The organism is Mesorhizobium sp. M0909, assembly GCF_040319515.1.
Taxonomy (GTDB): domain Bacteria; phylum Pseudomonadota; class Alphaproteobacteria; order Rhizobiales; family Rhizobiaceae; genus Mesorhizobium.
Genome location: NZ_JAMYOA010000002.1, coordinates 106,871 through 124,455 on the forward strand (window position 1 = coordinate 106,871; position 17,585 = coordinate 124,455).

The 17,585-nt window shown below is 63.4% G+C and carries 14 protein-coding genes; 4 read left to right on the forward strand and 10 right to left on the reverse strand.

Annotation, left to right across the window (positions count from 1 at the left end):
* Positions 1 to 38 precede the first annotated feature (38 nt).
* From NKH83_RS03095 to NKH83_RS03115, 5 genes are all read right to left on the reverse strand, one after another.
* Complete coding sequence (locus NKH83_RS03095) at positions 39 to 1,157, reverse strand: redoxin domain-containing protein (RefSeq protein WP_352802072.1); 1,119 nt, start codon at positions 1,155 to 1,157, stop codon at positions 39 to 41.
* Between the two features lie 72 nt (positions 1,158 to 1,229).
* Positions 1,230 to 1,826, reverse strand: a complete 597-nt coding sequence (locus NKH83_RS03100; protein ID WP_352478279.1) for a VOC family protein — start codon at positions 1,824 to 1,826, stop codon at positions 1,230 to 1,232.
* A gap of 49 nt (positions 1,827 to 1,875) precedes the next feature.
* The gene (locus NKH83_RS03105; protein ID WP_352802074.1) at positions 1,876 to 3,210 is read right to left on the reverse strand and encodes an epoxide hydrolase family protein; all 1,335 of its coding nucleotides are present in this window, start codon (positions 3,208 to 3,210) and stop codon (positions 1,876 to 1,878) included.
* The gene (locus tag NKH83_RS03110; protein ID WP_352478276.1) at positions 3,207 to 3,635 is read right to left on the reverse strand and encodes a DUF6130 family protein; all 429 of its coding nucleotides are present in this window, start codon (positions 3,633 to 3,635) and stop codon (positions 3,207 to 3,209) included. Before NKH83_RS03110 ends, NKH83_RS03105 begins: the two co-directional genes overlap by 4 nt.
* An 87-nt stretch (positions 3,636 to 3,722) precedes the next feature.
* Positions 3,723 to 5,084, reverse strand: coding sequence for an epoxide hydrolase family protein (locus NKH83_RS03115; RefSeq protein WP_352478274.1), 1,362 nt, complete (start codon positions 5,082 to 5,084; stop codon positions 3,723 to 3,725).
* A 224-nt stretch (positions 5,085 to 5,308) separates the two neighbouring features.
* Between NKH83_RS03115 and NKH83_RS03120 the strand changes: the two genes are divergently transcribed.
* Complete coding sequence (locus tag NKH83_RS03120; protein WP_352478272.1) at positions 5,309 to 8,161, forward strand: ATP-binding protein; 2,853 nt, start codon at positions 5,309 to 5,311, stop codon at positions 8,159 to 8,161.
* 395 nt (positions 8,162 to 8,556) lie between these two features.
* On the opposite strand, the gene NKH83_RS03125 is transcribed toward NKH83_RS03120, so the two are convergent.
* From NKH83_RS03125 to NKH83_RS03135, 3 genes are all read right to left on the reverse strand, one after another.
* Entirely contained in the window at positions 8,557 to 9,573 is a 1,017-nt protein-coding gene (locus NKH83_RS03125; protein WP_502895535.1) for an aminopeptidase, read from the reverse strand.
* Between the two features lie 384 nt (positions 9,574 to 9,957).
* Positions 9,958 to 10,359, reverse strand: coding sequence for a DOPA 4,5-dioxygenase family protein (locus NKH83_RS03130; RefSeq protein ID WP_352478271.1), 402 nt, complete (start codon positions 10,357 to 10,359; stop codon positions 9,958 to 9,960).
* A gap of 149 nt (positions 10,360 to 10,508) precedes the next feature.
* Positions 10,509 to 12,242 (reverse strand): chloride channel protein, encoded by a 1,734-nt coding sequence (locus NKH83_RS03135; RefSeq protein ID WP_502895536.1) that lies wholly within the window; start codon positions 12,240 to 12,242, stop codon positions 10,509 to 10,511.
* Positions 12,243 to 12,584: 342 nt separating this feature from the next.
* Here NKH83_RS03135 and NKH83_RS03140 point away from each other — a divergent pair, with 342 nt between their 5' ends.
* Positions 12,585 to 12,869 carry an SCP2 sterol-binding domain-containing protein gene (locus tag NKH83_RS03140; RefSeq protein ID WP_352478267.1) on the forward strand — a complete coding sequence of 95 codons (285 nt, stop codon included), beginning with the start codon at positions 12,585 to 12,587 and terminating at the stop codon, positions 12,867 to 12,869.
* 60 nt (positions 12,870 to 12,929) lie between these two features.
* Here the strand turns inward: NKH83_RS03140 and NKH83_RS03145 are convergent, their stop codons facing one another.
* Positions 12,930 to 13,493, reverse strand: a complete 564-nt coding sequence (locus NKH83_RS03145; RefSeq protein ID WP_352478428.1) for a GNAT family N-acetyltransferase — start codon at positions 13,491 to 13,493, stop codon at positions 12,930 to 12,932.
* A gap of 264 nt (positions 13,494 to 13,757) precedes the next feature.
* Positions 13,758 to 14,891 (reverse strand): ornithine/lysine decarboxylase, encoded by a 1,134-nt coding sequence (gene odc2 / locus NKH83_RS03150; protein ID WP_352478266.1) that lies wholly within the window; start codon positions 14,889 to 14,891, stop codon positions 13,758 to 13,760.
* 563 nt (positions 14,892 to 15,454) lie between these two features.
* Here odc2 and NKH83_RS03155 point away from each other — a divergent pair.
* Both NKH83_RS03155 and NKH83_RS03160 read left to right on the forward strand, forming a co-directional pair.
* Entirely contained in the window at positions 15,455 to 16,654 is a 1,200-nt protein-coding gene (locus NKH83_RS03155) for an amidase (RefSeq protein ID WP_352478265.1), read from the forward strand.
* 1 nt (position 16,655) lies between these two features.
* Entirely contained in the window at positions 16,656 to 17,555 is a 900-nt protein-coding gene (locus tag NKH83_RS03160; RefSeq protein ID WP_352478264.1) for a LysR family transcriptional regulator, read from the forward strand.
* Positions 17,556 to 17,585 lie beyond the last annotated feature (30 nt).

The window sequence follows — 17,585 nt, forward strand, 5'->3', positions numbered from 1 at the left end:
GTGAATGCATTTGGGAACCTCTATCCTTGCGCGGGCGATCAGCCGAACGTGAATGCAAAGACCTCCACGCCTGAGTCGAGAAACTCGATCTCGAACTGCCGATCGATGATGGGTTTCGATTGTCGGATCAGTTGGTACAGGCGCTGCTCTGTCACTGCGCCTTCGCCCTTTTCATTGACGTCGATGCCGTGAGCCGTGCCTGGCGGCTGTCCGTCGATCAGCACGCGAAATCTCACAGACGTTCCCGGCGCTGCCGGACCCATGACCAGATGAAGGTCGCGCGCGTGAAAACGGTACGCGATGCGGCCATCGGACTTGTTCAGTACGGCGGTTTCTTTCCTTACCGTCCAACTGCCAGACAGCCCCCACTCATTCAGGGGTAGTCGCGCCGGCACGTCGTAGATGTGCGGCGCGTCCAAGACCGCTTCATCGCCGGAGGCAAAATTCTGGGTGCGTTCGTAGCCGAGATAATTTTCCAGAGACTTGAGGGTCTCCCAATCGGCCGCGGCTTCGATGCCGCGGGCATCCACCGACACAGGCTCACGGTCGAATCCGCCGGCGCCAGCCTCAGTCAGCAATTCCTGGATGACCATTTCCGACTGTTGGTATGAGCCCTCGCCAAAGTGGTGATACCGGACGCGTCCTCGCGAATCGACGAAATAGAGTGCCGGCCAGTACTGGTTGCTGAAAGCCCGCCATATGAGATGGTCATTGTCGACGGCGATCGGGTAATCGATCCCCAGGTCTTTCACCGCCCGGTGCACGTTGTTCAGGTCTTTTTCGAACGCGAACTCCGGCGCGTGGATTCCGATCACCACCAAACCATGCTTCCGGTATTTCTCGTCCCAGGTCTGAACGTAGGGAAGCGTGCGCAGCCAGTTGATGCAGGTGTAGGTCCAGAAATCGATGAGGACGACCTTGCCATGCAAAGCCGACGCCGTCAGCGGCGGCGAATTTATCCACTCGTTCGCCACGCCAAGCGAAGCAAGCTCGGATTGACCCTCAAACTGGAGGGAGAAAAGTCCGTGAAGAAACGGAACCCTCATCGGTGCGGAGGCTATCGGCTGAGCCACATTCGTGTCTCCCAGAAAACTGGCAATCGGAGCCCCGATTGCCAGTGCGAGCGCCACGGCGACGAGCAGCTTGGTTGCTTTCATCGACGACGCCTTTTCAGTTTCGATCGATATCGCCGCGCAGACGATTCGGCGGCGCGCTGCGCGCTGAATCCTTCAAAGCGGAAGCTCTTTGCCGGCCTGCTCAGCCACCATGTATTCCGCGTACCAGTCCGGCCAGTTCTCATCGCGCTGGCCGCCGTTGCGCTTCTCGTGCTCGCCGTGGGCCTCCGACGCGCGTCGCAGCGCGGCAGCAAGATCCGCTCCGGAAGCGTAGGTCGTGACATTGGAGTCGATCCGGCCGGGAAAGCGGGTGGTGATTTCCTGCAGCAGCCATTCGTTGCCGTCCGGGTCCTTGAACGTAGCGAACGAGGAGTAGCTGCGCCGCTCGGGATCGCGCCCCTTGACCGCCGGCCTGCCGGGACCTGTGCGGTGAAACGCCTCGCTGACCTCGGCGCCGTGGCCAATGAGCTCGACGCGCGCCGCCTCGATGTCCGACACGACAAGATAAAGTCCGCTTGCCGAGCCGGGCGCCGCCGTCGTGATCCCCGTGCCGAAGTGGATCGAGGCAGGCGAGCCCGGAGGTGTGAACTGCACACCCCGGAACGTATCGCCGACGACGAAATCGCCGTCGAGCCGCCAGCCCAGGCCGCTATAAAAGCTCTTGGCGCGATCGACGTCCGAGACGGGGATGACCACGACCTCGAGCTTCATGTCGAGCGCCTGCTTTTTGAGGGTCCCGGTCGCAGTTTCGCGCTTTTCGTCATGGGGCGTTTTCATGGTTTGAGACATTTGTCGTTCCTTTCGAGTGAGGTGGTTGTTTGGTTTGCCGCAGCGGCCTGAACGCGGCGCGCAACTCGGCAGAAAAGAGCTCCGGCTGCTCCCACGCGGCGAAGTGGCCGCCTTTGTCGACCTCATGGAAGTAGATCAGGTTGGGGTAGGCGCGCCGGGCCCAGGTCTCGGGGGCCCGATAGCCTTCGCCCGGAAAGACCGTGATGGCCACCGGCAGCGAGACTTCGCTGGTCTTTTCAGCGCCGGCAAAAACGGGACTGCGCCCGCCGCCGTACTCCCAGTAAATTCGCCCGGACGAGGTGGCGGTGTTCGTCAGCCAGTACAGCGTGATATCGTCCAGCACTTCGTCAGGCGACTTTTCAGGGTCGCTTTTGTCGTAGGTCCAGCCCGAAAAGCCCGGATGTCCGAGCATCCAAGCGGCGAGCCCTGCGGGGGAGTCATTGATGGCGTAACCGATCGTCTGGGGCCGGGTGCCCATCATCGTGGCGTAGGATCTGTTCCCCATCTTGGCGGCCATGCTGAGCGCATCGAACGCCGCGCGCTCCTTGTCCGTGAGCCCCGACGGCGCCGGTCCGCCGGCGGCGAGCACCGCGGCAATCTCTGGCGGTACGACAGCCGGCAGGTTGACATGAATGCCGAGCAGGCCTGCCGGGGCCAGACGTCCCATTGCATTCGAAACGGGAGAGCCCCAGTCGCCGCCCTGGGCGACGTAATCTGTGTAGCCAAGGCGCTTCATCAGCTCTGCCCAGGCTCGTGCAATGCGGTCAGTACCCCAGCCAGTATCTGTGGGTTTGCCGGAGAAGCCGAAACCCGGCAACGACGGCAGTACGAGGTCGAACGCGTCTTCCGGGCTACCGCCATGCGCCGTGGGATCGGTGAGCGGGCCGACGGTCTTGAGCAGTTCGAGCACCGAGCCGGGCCAGCCATGCGTCATGATCAGCGGCAGGGCATTGGGATGTTTCGAGCGAACGTGAATGAAGTGGATTTCCACGCCGTCGATCGTGGTCATGAACTGGGGCAGGGAATTCAGCTTCGCTTCCGCTGTCCGCCAGTCGTAGGCCGTGCCCCAATACTCGACGAGCGTCCTGATCTTCGCGAGCTGTATGCCCTGCGACTGGTCATCGACCGTCTCCCGGTCGGGCCACCGTGTCTGCGCAATGCGACTGCGAAGATCATCGAGCGGCGCTTGCGGCACATAGACTTTGAAGGGCCGGATCGAGCGATCCTCAACTGGGTTGGCGGAGGCGGGCGCGGAAAGGACGCAAAGCCCGAATGCCAGCACGGCCGCCAGTTGGTCGAGCCTCATGGCTGCACCGTCTTGTCCGGAGTGTGGAACGTCACCGTTTGTTTGGTGAAGACTTTGCCTTCTGGATCCACCACCTCGATCAGCACTATGTGCTGGCCGCTTGGCATTCCCACCAAGATGATGGTGTTGCTTTGACCGTAGTCCGCCCACGCCCAAGGCAGGTCGTCGACGGTGACGTGCAGATGCCCGACCCGCGGAGACACGTTGCGCGCGGCCGCCCCGCCCACAGGCAGGATGCGCAAGTTCTCCACCCGGTACGGGATGAACACGACGCCGCCGGCCAGCGGACCCGGAAGCGGCGGCTCCACGATCAGCTTGGGTGCGGGCTCGTTGTCGATGGGAACGACTGTGCTCTGGGCAAACGCGCCCGTGGCGAGCACAGTGCAAGCCGCGAGTGCGGCGAGCGTCTTGATGAGGGGGTTCATTGCAGTCGCTCCCTTCGGAGGTTCGCTACGCAGCTATCGCTGGGCGGAAGATGACGCGCGTCCGGCGCGCCATCCCCCGCCAACACGTCATGTCTGCAACGTCTTGAATGTTGCGCGCACCTCATCGGTGAAACTCTTCGGCTGCTCCCAGGCGGCGAAATGGCAGCCCTTGTCCGTGCGGCCATAGTGCAGAAGCTTCGGGAACGCGCGTTCGGTCCAACTCTTCGGTGCGGTGTAGATTTCGCTGGGGTTCGCAGTCGCACCGACGGGAATTGTGATGCCCTTGGCGTCGAAGAAGCCAGCCTTCGCCGTTTGCGTATGTTCCCAATAGAGACGCGCCGACGAGATCGCCGTGTTCGTCAGCCAGTAGAACGTGATGTTGTCGAGGATGTCGTCGCGGGTAAGGCCCTCCGGCTCTCCATCGAAGGAACGGGCGATCAGCGCATAACTGTCCGCATCGTGGTCGAGGATCCACGCCGCCAGGCCGGCCGGTGAATCGACGATCCCGTAGAGAGTTTGCGGACGAAGAGCCATCTCGTTGGCGTAGCCCAGGCCGTTTTTGTAGAAGAACGCTACCTGCTCGTAGGCACGCTTCTCGTCGGGGCCAAGATCGGCGGGGGGCGGACCGCCGGAGGCTAGCGCCTTCACGATCTCCGGCGGAATGGTCCCCGGCATATTCGTGTGGATGGCGACCAGCTCGGGAGGTGCGATCAGGGCCATCTGTTCCGTGATGAGTGCTCCCCAATCGCCGCCCTGCGCGACGTAGCGGTCGTAGCCGAGGCGTTTCATCAGCACGATCCACGCCCGCGCGATGCGCCCCGGATCCCAACCGGTTTCGGTGGGCTTGTCGGAAAAGCCGTAGCCCGGCATCGACGGGATCACCACGTCGAACGCGTCGGCCGCGGTACCGCCGTGCGCAGTGGGATTGGTGAACGGATCGATGATCTTCAGGAGTTCGATGACCGAACCGGGCCAGCCATGCGTGATGATGACAGGCAGTGCGCCCCGATGTTTGGATTTCACGTGGATGAAGTGGATGTCGAGGCCGTCGATCTCGGTGACGAAATTCGGCAGCGCCTTCAACCGCGCCTCGCATTTGCTCCAATCATATTCCGTTCCCCAATACTGCATGAGCTTCTGCATCGTGGCGAGTTGCACGCCCTGCGTTGGCCCTACCGTCGCAGGGGTCGACCAGATCCGCCGGGAGGCCTCGTCGGATACGAGCTCGCCCTCGGGCCAGCGCGTAGCGACGATGCGCCGGCGAAGCTCGGTGAGCTCCTCCTGCGGGAAGCTAACGGTGAAGGGACGGATGTCATCGCTGGTTGATGCGGCGGCCTTGTGTGACGGGAGCAGGCTCGCGGCGCCTGCGGCGGCGATGCCGACCGCGGCAGTGCCCAAGAGTCGCCGGCGATCCTGGTCGATTGTTTCGGAGGTTCTGGTCGTGTCCATGGGACTCTCCTGGGGTTGATGGATGCGATCTGCACTGCTTGACGTACCCCCGGGAGATGGGATTAGCCCGTTATGCGTCGTGAGCTCTTGTTAGTCGCTGCCCGCCAGCCGCTTTTTTGAGCAGGTAGGAGGGGCCAGACAGTGGAGACTCCCTATGGTGCGGGAGCGTTCCTTGACTTAAACTGAGGCGCTGGGTGCAGGCGGCTCCCAAAAGAAGAGACGCCATGACGAGAAGGGCAAGTCAGGCCAAAGACAGATTGTCGTTTGGCCCTTTCTGCTTGGCTGCGGGTGAAAGGCTCCTGACAAGAGAGGGCGCTCCCGTAGAGTTGGGCTCGCGCGCCCTTGAAATTCTCATCGTCCTGACTTCCGCGCCGAATGAAGTCGTCAGCAAGAAGGATCTGATGTCGCGGGTCTGGCCCGATGTGGTTGTCGAGGAAGGCAGCCTGCGGTTCCACATGACCGGGCTGCGCAAGGCGCTGGGCGATGGAAAGGATGGCGCGCGTTACATCGCGACGCTTCCGGGGCGCGGCTATTGCTTCGTTGCACCGGTCTCGCGATCAAGCACACACGACGAAGCCCCATTCATCGCCGCTGGGTTTCCGCATGCGAATCTTCCAAACCGCTTGAGCAGAATGGTCGGGCGGGATGAGGACGTTCTCAAGCTGTCGGCGCAGCTGAATGCTTCGCGGTTCGTCACCATCGTTGGCGCCGGCGGTGTCGGTAAAACCACCGTCGCGATCGCAGTCGGGCATCATCTGATCGACGCATTTTATGGGGCAGTTCTGTTCGTCGATCTGGGAATGATCGGTGATCCCGGTCTGGTGACGACAGCCGTCGCCTCGATGCTTGGGCTGTCCGTTCAAACAGAAGATGCCACGCCCAACCTAATCGCTTACTTGCGCAACAAGCGGATTCTCTTGATCCTCGATACCTGTGAGCATCTCTTGGATGCGGTGGCGCCTTTGGCAGCAAGCATCGTCGATGCGACGTCACAGGTCCACATTCTGGCAACGAGCCGCGAGGTGCTTCGGGTTGAGGGCGAGCATATCTATCGATTGGATGCGCTTGCCTATCCGCCCGACGAACCTGGACTAACGGCGGCCATTGTCCAGACCTTCCCGGCCACCCAACTGTTCGTCGAACGAGCGGTGGCAGGCGGCGCTCGTTTGGACGTCAGCGATGCGGAAGCCCTGCTCATCGCAAGCATCTGTCGAAAGCTCGACGGCGTGGCGCTCTCGATCGAACTGGCGGCCAGGCGCGTCGAATCCTATGGGCTGCAACAGACCGCCGCGCTTCTCGATCAACGCCTGACACTGCTGTGGCTCGGTTCGCGGACCGCGCCGCCGCGTCAGCAAACCCTGCAGGCGACACTAGACTGGAGCTTGGGGCTCCTGACCGACCTTGAGCGCGTGGTGCTTCGCAGGCTCGCTGTATTCGTCGGTCATTTCACGCTCGATGCCGCACTGGAGGTGGTGACGAGCGCGACCCTCGACCGATCGACCGTCCTTGGCGCCATGGACAGTCTTGTCGCCAAATCGATCGTGGCGACGCGTCCGGTCGGAGCAATGATGCGCTACAGGCTCCTCGATACGACGCGCGCCTACGTTCTCGACATCCCGATCGATGACGCCGAGGCTGCCGATCTGGCAGTGCGCCACGCCGCCTACTATCGGAGATGGCTGGAGCAGACCGGGATCGAGTGGCCAAGCCTGGCGACCGGTGAGGAGCGGGCGCCTCACTTCGCCGCCATCAACAATGTCCGGGCTGCCTTGGAATGGTGCTTCGGCGACAGCGGAAACGCCGACATCGGCGTCGGACTCGCCACCGCTGTCGCGCCGGTTTTCCTGGCAATGTCCTTGTTACCGGAGTGTCATCGCTGGTCTGAAAGAGCAATATTCGCTTTCGACGATGCCGCCCGCGGCGGACTTGACGAGATGCATCTTCAGGCAGCCCTCGGCGTGTCCTTCATGTTCATGCGGGGAGGACGCGACAGGGCGCGCGTAGCTCTGGAGAGGAGCCTGGCGATCGCCGAGGAGCGCGGCAATCCGCTGGACCGGGTGCGTCTGTTGGGGCCGCTCAACATGTTCCATCTGCGGACGGGCAATTTCGCAACCGCCCTTGAGTTTGCAAGGCGTTGTTCAGCCACAGCCGCGACCTTGGACGACTCGGTCGCCAGCGCGCTGGCACACTCGATCCTGGGCATCTCGCTCCACCTGCGAGGCGACCTCGCGCAGGCCCGCGCAGAGCTGGAGGCGGCGCTCGACCGTGGGCCGCGCTCCCAGCGGACCACGACGATCTATCTGGGCTTCGAAGGCAAAATCCTGGCCAGGGCCATCCTGGCGAGGAACCTTTGGCTACAAGGCCATCCGGATCAAGCCATGGCACACGCCCGACAGGCCGTCGAAGAGGCTGCCGCCATGGATCATTCTCTAACGTTGGCGATCGCGTTGATCTGGGCGATATCGGTCTTCCTTTGGACCGGCGACCTGAAGAGCGCCGAGGCGTACATAGATATGCTCATCGCTCGCGCGGAATCCCATTCCATGACTCCTTACCTGCTGGTCGGTCGGGGCTTCAAAAGCGAAGTCGCGATCCGTCACGGCGATGCAAAAAGCGGCGTCGAGGGCCTGCAGACATCTCTTCAGAAGCTCCACGCGGCGCCTTATGAATTGCTCACGACGCCGCTCAATCTCTCGCTAGTTAGGGGACTGTCCGCGACCGGTCAGGTTGATGAAGCCATTGCGTTGATCGACGAGTCGCTTGGTCAAGTCGAACAGAACGGCGATCAATTGTACCTCCCGGAGTTGCTCCGGATGAAGGGAAGCCTCATTCTCCAGTCGGAGCGCAACCGTGATGAAGCTGCCGCCTACCTCATGCAGGCACTGGAGTTGAGCCGAAGTCAGCGCGCACGGGCATGGGAGTTGCGAACCGCAACCGACATGGCGACGCTGATGGCCGGGCGAAGGGAGGCGGATAGCGCTCGCGAGCTCTTGCAACCAGTCGTGGAGCATTTCGTTGAGGGCCAGGACACTGCGGATGTTAAGGCTGCCGAGCACCTTCTAGCTACGCTGAAGTAGCAATCGTCAACGAAACTTCTTTCACTGATGATGACCTCTGCTTTGGGAGTAAAGTTGCTTGGCCTGTGAATTTCGTGATGGCCGCTTTTGGCGAAGGAACGGCGCTGTCGTAGTGACTGGTATTGGGCGCAAAGCGGCCGGTCATGCCAGCCTGAACTGCACTGCAGGCACACGCGATTTCCGACGCCGAACCTCACATACCGAAGGGCTACCCCGCCCCCCCTACGCCCCCAGCGTCGGCTCCGTATTCACCTCCAGCGCCTCTTCCGCCTCGTCGTCCTCGCCGAGAATCTCCCTGTGTGCACCCCCGCGCCCGGCCTATCCAGATCGGGTCGATCAGATGGTCGCGGCGGGTAGTGTTGGGGTGGATACCCAGCCCGCCGCGCCTGTTCAACTCAATCACAGCTTTTCACCGCCTTCAGCGCTTCGGCGCGGGACGGTTTGTCCGCGATCCGTCGAACAGACGCGTAGAACCTTGGATAGTCGCCGGAACACAGGTCGAACAGGCGGAGAAATGCCGGAACCTGTTCGCCGTAGACGGAAGTCGCGGCGAGCTTGGCGTTGTTGATCGGCGTATCGAACCAGCGGTCGTATCCCCGGTATCCGGCCCAGCGCCGGTCGCGCATGTGCCGGTAGCGCATCCGCAGCCTGTCGATCGCCGCTGCCTTGGCGGCCGCCATCTGCTGCGGGGTACGGGGACCTCCATAGATCTGGGCCAGCTCGTCGCGCGTTTTCGCCACCAGTTTGAGAAAATCGGCGTTGCGCTTGCGAGCGACTTCGTAGCGGCGCAATCCTGCCCGATCGCCGGCGGCGCGGAGCCATTTCCTTGTGCCGGTGGTTTCGACGGCAACCGCTAAAGCCTCGTTGAACGCGGAATCGCCCTCCACATAGAGGCGCTGATGCGCCAGTTCATGGAAGACAAGGCTTGCGAGATAGGTGTCGTCCTGACCAAGCATGGTGCTGAGCAGCGGGTCGCTGGACCAGCCCAGCGTGGAATAGGCGGTGATGCCTGTGACGTAGACGTCCAGCCCCTGTCTCTGAAGCGCGACAGCGCTGTCCGTCGCGGATTTCCGGGAGAAGTAACCCCGGTACGGAACGCAGCCAAAAACCGGAAAGCACCATGTTTTCGGCGCGAGCGAGAATTGCGGCGCGGCAAAAACGGCCCAGGTCACAGCGTCCCGGTGGATGTCGACGTAGCTGCGGTAGCTGCTGTTATCAGGCAGAGCCAGTTCATCTGTCGCGAATTGTCTTATGGCGCTCGCCGACGTCAGCTTGCTGCGCAATGCCCTGGGCGTCGAAGGATCACGGATCAGTCTTCCAATATTCTTGCGCGCCGCCATGATCCGTACATGACCCTCCAGCGACTGCGCGTAGTAGGAAATGCTTGTGCAGCCGGCCACCCCGAACGCCATGGTCAGCGCGGCCAGTATTCGAAGAACGCGCCTCACAGTCGCCCCACCGCTTGCTTGTCTGCCCATGCAGCTCCCGTTCTCAAACAGAGCACCGATCTTCGTCAAGCAGACACCGGCCCAAAGTTACCGCACTCTTCGCCCGCCCCGACAACCGCATATGAGATTCTTGCGAGGAGGCCCCCACCCTAACCTTCCCCACAAGGGGGGGAACGCTGCCGCGCACCTTTACGTCCTCCTTGGCATTGGAAGGGCATGCAATTTGCCGAGGTCAGCGCCAACAGAAGTTTCCCTCCCCCTTGTGGGGAGGGGTTAGGGGTGGGGGTACTCGTAGAGCGAAGACCTTGGTTGCCCTATGCGATTGCCCTGCTACACCCCCACCGTCGGCTACGTATTCACCTCCAGCGCCTCCTCCGCCTCATCGTCCTCGCCGAGAACCTCGCCGTTCACCCCCAACGGCCGCCCGATCCAGATCGGGTCGACCAGATGGTCGCGCTTGGGGTTGGTGGTGTTGGGGTGGATGAGGATGCTCAGGCCGCCGTGGTTCAGCATCAGCCATGGAACCAGCGTAGCGAAAATCCCGGTGGCGAAGGAGACCTGGTACATGGCCTGCTGATGCGGGCCGACCGGCTCGTCGCGCCAATTGCCCAGGCGCACGCGGAAACGCTCGCCGATGCGCAGGCGCAGCCATTCGGCATGCTGCCGCTCGGCCTGCCCGTCATAGTAGATGTGCGCGTGATAGCTGGCAATTTCCGAAAGCGGCCTTGGACTGGCGGCGTCTTCGTTCACCTTGATGCTCTCCTTCGATGATTACCGGCAGACCCGAAGCATGGCAGGTCGACCTTGTCGAGGCTGCGTTGATGCCGCCTCTTGCATGGGGATAACCGGGACAACCGTCTCACTACCATTGATGACCAAGACGTAGCCGATTACGTGCGCTAGCCCTCGCCCGACAGATCGCGCCGCGCCTTGTCGAGTTCTTCGGCATAGCGGCGCATCAGATGGCCTTCGGTCAGCAGCCCGACCACCTTGCGATCGGTGAAATCCTCGACCACCACCAACTCCTCGGCACCGGCGCGCTGAAAAGTCTCGGCCGCCGATTGCACGTTCATGCTCGGCACCAGCACCGCGTCCTTGAACTTGACGAAAGACAGCACGGGCCTCTCGTCGTCCGACAAATGGCTGTGCAGTTCGGCGACGATCAGCACGCCGACATAATGCAGGTCGGCGTCGACGGCGATGACGCGCTGCGAGGCACCGAGCGGCACCTGCTTGCGGAATTCCGCAAGCGTCGTCGAGGCGTCGATGGTGCGGACATCCTTTCGCATCATCGAGCCGACAGTCAGGCTGCGCATCCAGCCGACATCATGCGCGCTGCGGATGGTTTCGCCGCGCAGGTGAAAACGCCATGTCGAGAAGGAATAGCCGAAAGTTTCGCGCACCAGGATCGCCGCCATCAGCGAGGACGCCAGCACCACGCCGGTCAGCGTCAGGTCACGGGTCGATTCCAGCGCCAGGAAGGTCATCGTCAACGGGCCGCCGACGACGCCTACGGCGAGCGAGGTCATGCCGACGACGGCGGCGACGGCCGGGTCGATGCCGGTCGCCGGCGAGACGAATGCCATAGCGCCGGCAAACATCTTGCCGAGCAGCGCGCCGAGGAACAGCGAGGCAAAGAACAGGCCGCCACGGAAGCCGGAGCCGAGCGAGATCGCCGACGCCGCCAGCTTCAGCACGAAGACGCTGGCCACCACGGCCAGCCCGTAATTCATCGCGAATTCGCGGTGCAGCGCGCCATGGCCGCTGGACAGGACCTGTGGCGTGACCAGGCCCATCAGCCCGACCATGACGCCGCCGATAGCTGGGCGCAGCGAGGCGTCGATCGACAGCCGCGCAAAGACGCGCTCGATCATGCTCACCAGATGCATGATGGCGATGGAAGCGCCGCCGCCCAGAAGCCCGAGCAGCATGAACGGCAAATACTGGCTGACGGTGAGCGCCGGCAGGCCGGCGAGCTCCAGCGGAAACGGCACGCCGCCGAACACCTCGGCGGTCAGCGAGGCTGAGATCGCGGCGGCCATCACCGGCGCGACATTGGCGACCGAGTAGATGCCGATGACCAGCTCGAACCCGTAGAAGGCGCCGGTCAGCGGCGCGTCGAAAGCGGCGGCGATCGCGCCGGCGGCACCGCAGCCGACCAGGATGCGAACATCGTTGCGGCGCAGCCTGAAGAAGCGCGCCAGCCGCGACGCCAGGCCCGAACCCACCTGCGTATAGCCGGCCTCGAGCCCGACCGAAGCGCCGAAGCCGCTCGAGATCATCGTCTGCCCGGCGATGATGAAGGTGTCGGTCAGCGACATGCGGCCGCCGTAAAGTGCATTGGCTTCGATCGGATCGACCGGCGTGCGGAACTTCCGCTTTCTCAGCCAGATCACCGTCAGCCCGAGCAGGATGCCGCCGATCGCCGGTATCAGCGCCTGCTCCGGCCTTTGCAGCGAAAACATCGCCGAAAGCCGACCGCCGGGCTGAACGCCGAACATGAGCCGATGCAGGACCTGCACCAGTCCGCTCATGCCGGTGACCAGCGCACCCGCCATCATCCCGACCAGGGCCGCCAGAATGACCACGGCAATGCCGCGTGCCTCAAGCAGCGGGATAGATCTGATCAGCACCGCGCGCAACCGGCGGGCATAGACTTGCGGTTCGTTTCTGGGCGGTTCTTTTCTGGAAAGCACCGGGCGGCTCGCCGATATACAAGGGGGAGTGGTGCCTGATACGCCCGGCGGCATCGCATGGCAACATGCCGGCCGCCAAGGTGTCATGCCCGCGTGATGCTGCGGCGATAAAGCCCATCTTCATCTCGGGGAGCCGCGTTGACGTAAACGTCAACCCGAAGCTATATGCGTCGGCGACCGTGATCGCGAAATGCGCAAGACGGCGACTTCGGCCAGATCGAAGAGTCCCGGGTCGAAGTGCCAACGTGCGACAAACGCAATGAGACGAGGAGAACCGCCATGGGCGTTCAGGAAATTGCCGACAAGATCAGCGCGCGCGTGGCGAGCGCCGGGTTCGACCGTTCCGTGAAATTCGACACCGGCAGCGACGGCGTCATCGTCATCGACGGCGCCGATGTCTCGACCACCGATGCGCCGGCCGATTGCACGATAAAGCTGTCGCTCGACGATTTGGACTCGCTGATCTCAGGCGATCTCAACCCGACCATGGCCTTCATGTCCGGCAAGATAAAGGTCGAAGGCGACATGAGCGTCGCCATGGCGCTCAGCCAGCTGATCGGCTGATCCACTCCGGTCCGGGATGAAAACAAGCCGCCGTGCAATGGGCGGCTTGTTTCTGATCCGTCACGCAGCGAGCGGCAGCCGCTGTGCCTTCAGCTTGCGCCCGGCCGCGTTCAGCGTGCCTTGCGCGCCGTCGAGCGCGCCGACAACCAGTTCCCGCGCCAGCAGGCGGTGCCGCTCGTAAGGCCCCGGCATGGCCAGCGAGCCGGTCTTTTCGGCCGAGAACCCGAAGCGCTCGTAGTAGGGCGCGTCGCCGACCAACAGGATCGCCGCATGGCCAAGGCGCTCGGCCTCAGTGACGGCATGGCGCATCAGCGCCGAGCCGATGCCGGCATTTTTCAGCGCCGGATCGACCGCAAGCGGACCGAGCAGCAGCGCTGCCTTGCCGCCCTCGCCCAGCACCACGTCCCACAGCCGCACGGTGCCGGCAACAGTGCCCGACGCGTCGCGCGCGACAAAGGCCAGGCCCTCCGACGGCCGGCGGCCGCGCCGCAGCTTTTCCGACGACTTCTTCCGGCGCTTCGGCCCCATGGCGCGATCGAGCAAAGCCTCGCGCGATGCAATATCTGCCGCAGTTTCGGCGACGATCGCAAAAGCGCCGGTTATCTCCCCCCTTGAGGGGGAGATGTCGCCGCAGGCGACAGAGGGGGTCGGCCCGTCCTGACGCGACACCCTATCGTGGACGAAGAACGTCGGCGCTTCACGCGCGGCGACCCCCTCTGGCCGCTTCGCGGCCATCTCCCCCTCAAGGGGGGAGATTCCCGCGGCGCCTTCAACAACGAAATCTACAATGTCCATTTCCGCGATCCTTCACGAGCGGAGATCTGTTCCACAGGCGAACCCGGGCGGGCGACAGGCGCCCACCTCGGGGTGATCTGAGGGCCGAAGCCTTCAGATCACGTAGGATCGGAGAGGCTCGAAGCCGTTGAAGGCGACCGAGGCGTAGGTCGTGGTGTAAGCGCCGGTGCCCTCGATCAGCACCTCGTCGCCGATGGTCAGCGACAAGGGCAGCGGATACGGCGTCTTTTCATACATCACGTCGGCCGAATCGCAGGTCGGGCCGGCGAGCACGCAAGGCGCGGTCTCGCTGCCGTCATGCGCGGTGACGATCGGATAGCGGATCGCCTCGTCCATCGTCTCGGCGAGACCGCCGAACTTGCCGATGTCGAGGAACACCCAGCGCACATTGTCGTTGTCGGCCTTCTTCGAGATCAGCACGACCTCCGATTTGATCACTCCGGCATTGCCGACCATACCGCGGCCCGGCTCGATGATCGTCTCGGGGATGGCGTTGCCGAAATGCTTCCTGAGCGCCGAGAAGATCGCCTGGCCATAGGCCTGCGCCACCGGCACATCCCTGAGATAGCGGGTCGGGAAGCCGCCGCCCATATTGACCATCTTCAGCACGATGCCTTCGTCGGCCAGCGTCGCGAATACCTTCTTGGCGTCGGCGAGCGCGCGGTCCCAGGCGGTCAGGTCGGTCTGCTGCGAGCCGACATGGAACGACACGCCATGGGCGTCGAGGCCGAGCGCCTTGGCATGGCGCAGCACGTCGACCGCCATCGCCGGCACACAGCCGAACTTGCGCGACAGCGGCCATTCGGCGCCCTCACCGTCGGTCAGGACGCGGCAGAACACACGGGCGCCGGGAGCAGCGCGTGCGATCTTCTCGACTTCCTCGACGCAGTCCACCGCAAACAGCCGGATGCCGAGCTGGTAGGCGCGCTGGATGTCGCGCTCCTTCTTGATGGTGTTGCCGAAGGAGATGCGGTCCGCCGGCGCACCGGCGTCCATCGCCATCTCGACTTCGGCAACGGAAGCGGTGTCGAAGGACGAGCCCATCGCAGCAAGCAGGCGCAGGATTTCCGGCGCCGGATTTGCTTTCACCGCATAGTAGACCTTGGAATCGGGAAGCGCCTTCTCAAAGGCGCGGAAATTGTCGCGCACGACATCGAGGTCGACGACGAGGCACGGGCCGTTCGGACGTCGGGTGGCGAGAAAGTCAAGGATGCGCTGGGTAGCCATCAGGTCTCTCCATCAGCGCCTTTCGGCGCGCACAAAGGCTTGCGGACGCGGGCTCTCGGCCCCGCGAACACGCGGTGGACAAAGGCGGGACGTCAATTCCATGGAACCAGCCGGTGGAGACCCCGGAACCATGAAGCGCCGTCTCGCGGCGGTGAACCTTGGCCTTGCCCGGCCTCGGTTCGCTTTGTCTGCCTTGGCTTGGATGGGAGACCCGTCCGCACTGCCGGCAATGAAGGTGTGCCTCTTCAGTAACCCCGGTCTTTGGACGACCGGCAGAACACCAGAAAGGCCCGCACCGTCGTTGCTTCAAGGTGTCCTCGGTTGGCGGTTGGCCGCTAAACCGACTGGAGGGGTTGGCTCCAGTTACCTTACCGATTGCCCTCACCATTCGAGGATCGGCGGACACCCACAGGCACGTGCGACTTTGGGCAAGCGCGATATAAGATCGAAAGATTTCACAATCAATAAAAATCGTATGGCAGGTTGTAAAATTTGTGGCATCGAACAATGCTGCGGCAACCAGAAGAAAAATGCTGCGGCAAGCACATCCGGATATCGAACGCATGACAGGCACTCGCGGCCCGCTGAACGCTTTTCTCGACCTTGATCCAATCCCTGTAGCCAATGCGCAATCCGGCCCGCTTGCCGGCTTGCGGCTGGCCGTCAAGGACATCTTCGATGTCGCCGGCTACCGCACCGGCTGCGGCAATCCGCAGAAATACCGGGACGCTTCACCGGCGATGGCGACCGCGCCGGCCGTCCAGGCGCTGCTTGATTCGGGTGCGCGTTTCGTCGGCAAGACGCAGACCGACGAACTCGCATTTTCCCTGCTGGGGTTGAACGCGCATTTCCCGTCGCCGGTCAACCCGGCAGCACCCGACCGCGTCACCGGCGGCTCGTCCTCCGGTTCTGCCGCGGCAGTCGCCGGCAGGCTGGCCGACATCGCCACCGGATCGGACACCGGCGGCTCGATCCGTGCGCCGGCAAGCTTCTGCGGCCTGATCGGCCTGAGGACGACGCATGGCCGCATCTCGCTCGACGGCGCCATGCCGCTGGCGCCTTCGCTGGACACGTTCGGCTGGTTCGCAAGCGACATCGTCATCTACGAAAAGGTCGGCACGCTGCTGCTCGGCGACGATCCGCATCGCCACGAACTGAGGCGCCCCATCGCTCTCGATGCACTGGACGGCCTCGTGCTCGGCACGCTGGAGGCCGCGGAATATCGCTCGATGATCCGCAGTGTCGCGTCCGTGCTGGGCGCTCCGCGCACCGTCGGCCCGCTGTCGCATTCCACCGACGATCTCTATTGGTGCTTCCGCAAACTGCAAGGCTATGAAGCCTGGCAAAGTCACGGCGCCTGGATCGCCGGCGGCGACCGCATGCTCGGACCCGGGGTCAAGGAGCGTTTCGAGCACGGCGCGACCATCGACGCGGCAACCGCACAGCGTGAAACGGAACGTCGCGTTTCGTTTCGCCTCGAGGTTGCCGGCCTGCTTGGCGATGACGGCGTTCTTGTGCTGCCGACCGCTCCGGGTGCCGCGCCTCTCAAGGCCGCGTCATTCGACGATTTGCAGGCCTATCGCGAGCGCGCGCTGAGATTGCTGTGTCTTTCCGGCCTGTCCGGCTTTCCGCAGATCACGCTGCCGCTCGGCAAGGTCGACGGGGCGCCGTTCGGGCTTTCGCTGCTCGGTCCGAAGAACAGCGACCGGCAGTTGATTGCGCTGGCCGCCCGCATCCTTTCAGCTTACCAGGGAGGCGCATGACATGGATACGCTGACCCGCATGCGCGCCTTCATCGACGTGGTCGAGGCCGAAGGCTTTTCGGCGGCGGCGCGCAAGATCGGCCGCTCGAAGGCGCTGCTGTCAAAATATGTGCGCGAACTGGAGGACGAACTCGGCGCGCTGCTGCTCAATCGGACCACCAGGCAATTCTCGCTGACCGAGGCGGGCCACACCTATTACCGGCGCGCCTCGGAGATCGTGCGCGAGGTCGACAGCCTTGCCGATGCGGTGCGCGAATCCTCCGGCGACGTGCGCGGCAGGATCAAGCTGTCGGCGCCGCGCACTTTCGCCGACGCGCCGATCGGCCAGTCGCTGATCGACTTCGCCAAGCAGCATCCCGATATCGTACTCGACGTTCAACTCGACGACCGTTTCGTCGATCTGGTCGAGGAGGGCTTCGATCTGGCGGTGCGCATTTCGCGGCTGGAAAATTCCTCGTTGATCGCCAGGCGCCTGGCGCCGTTTTCGGTGCGGCTTTGCGCGTCTCCCGAGCTGATCGCCAAGCACGGCATGCCGGTCAGGCCGCAGGATCTGGCCCGTGTGCCCTGCATTATCGACACCAATGGCCGCTGGCTGACCAACTGGCCTTTCAAGGGCGACAGCGGCGATACGGTGAGCGTTTCGGTCTCCGGCCCGATGGAGGTCAACAGCCCGATGACGGCAAGGGCGGCGGCCGTGGCGGGCTTGGGGTTTTCCATCCTGCCGGATTTCATCGCCGCGCCCGACATCGAAAACGGCAAGCTGGTGACTGCGCTGGATGACCGCATCCTGCCTGGCGGCGGCATTTTCGCCGTCTATCCGCACCGGCGCTATCTGCCTGCGAAAGTTCGCGTTTTCGTCGACTTCCTGGTGCAGTGGTTCAAGGCGCTGGACAACGCATGAGCTTTCAGCCGCCTTGCGGTCCCATTTTCG

Bases quoted from the DNA above. Each gene is read 5' to 3' on its own strand.
- NKH83_RS03095 (WP_352802072.1), bottom strand. From the start codon at position 1,157: ATGAAAGCAACCAAGCTGCTCGTCGCCGTGGCGCTCGCACTGGCAATC.
- NKH83_RS03100 (WP_352478279.1), bottom strand. From the start codon at position 1,826: ATGAAGCTCGAGGTCGTGGTCATCCCCGTCTCGGACGTCGATCGCGCC.
- NKH83_RS03105 (WP_352802074.1), bottom strand. From the start codon at position 3,210: ATGAGGCTCGACCAACTGGCGGCCGTGCTGGCATTCGGGCTTTGCGTC.
- NKH83_RS03110 (WP_352478276.1), bottom strand. From the start codon at position 3,635: ATGAACCCCCTCATCAAGACGCTCGCCGCACTCGCGGCTTGCACTGTG.
- NKH83_RS03115 (WP_352478274.1), bottom strand. From the start codon at position 5,084: ATGGACACGACCAGAACCTCCGAAACAATCGACCAGGATCGCCGGCGA.
- NKH83_RS03120 (WP_352478272.1), top strand. From the start codon at position 5,309: ATGACGAGAAGGGCAAGTCAGGCCAAAGACAGATTGTCGTTTGGCCCT.
- NKH83_RS03125 (WP_502895535.1), bottom strand. From the start codon at position 9,573: ATGGCGTTCGGGGTGGCCGGCTGCACAAGCATTTCCTACTACGCGCAG.
- NKH83_RS03140 (WP_352478267.1), top strand. From the start codon at position 12,585: ATGGGCGTTCAGGAAATTGCCGACAAGATCAGCGCGCGCGTGGCGAGC.
- odc2 (WP_352478266.1), bottom strand. From the start codon at position 14,891: ATGGCTACCCAGCGCATCCTTGACTTTCTCGCCACCCGACGTCCGAAC.
- NKH83_RS03155 (WP_352478265.1), top strand. From the start codon at position 15,455: ATGACAGGCACTCGCGGCCCGCTGAACGCTTTTCTCGACCTTGATCCA.
- NKH83_RS03160 (WP_352478264.1), top strand. From the start codon at position 16,656: ATGGATACGCTGACCCGCATGCGCGCCTTCATCGACGTGGTCGAGGCC.